The organism is Streptococcus sp. DD11 (assembly GCF_001578865.1).
In the GTDB taxonomy this organism is placed as follows: domain Bacteria; phylum Bacillota; class Bacilli; order Lactobacillales; family Streptococcaceae; genus Streptococcus; species Streptococcus panodentis.
This window is the reverse complement of sequence record NZ_KQ969452.1, coordinates 1-415: the sequence shown is the minus strand read 5'-3', so window position 1 is coordinate 415 and position 415 is coordinate 1. Positions and strand designations below refer to the sequence as shown.

The 415-nt window shown below is 44.1% G+C and carries 1 pseudogene; it reads right to left on the bottom strand.

The annotated features are described in order from the left end of the window. Window positions 1-386 (bottom strand): annotated as a pseudogene (locus STRDD11_RS13365) (transposase); the annotation flags it as partial. Window positions 387-415: the final 29 nt, after the last annotated feature.

Below are 415 nucleotides of genomic sequence, written 5' to 3'. Positions count from 1 at the left end.
TGTGGTTAAAAATCGCCTCCACAACTGCCCTGTCTTTAAAGCGGCGCTCATAATTCTTGCCATAGGTGGAAAAATGTGGCACCTTGCTTTCAAATCCAATTCCAAGAAACCAGCGAAAGGCAATATTCATTTCAATCTCTTTCATGGTCTGGCATGGAGCGAATCCCATACAGGGTTTTTAAGAGAGGGATTTTGATGAGCAGGACTGGATCCAGACTGGGCCGGCCTTGGTCAGGACTATAGCTGTCTTCTAAGAGGTCATAGATGAAATCAAAATCCACCACCTTCTCCACTTTTCGCAGAAAGTGGTCCTGTGGAACCAGCATATCTAAACTCATTAATTCCAGCTGTTGGCGCTCTAAATCTACTTGGTTTTTATGAAACATCGGCTGCACCTCCATCTCTTATCTCTATT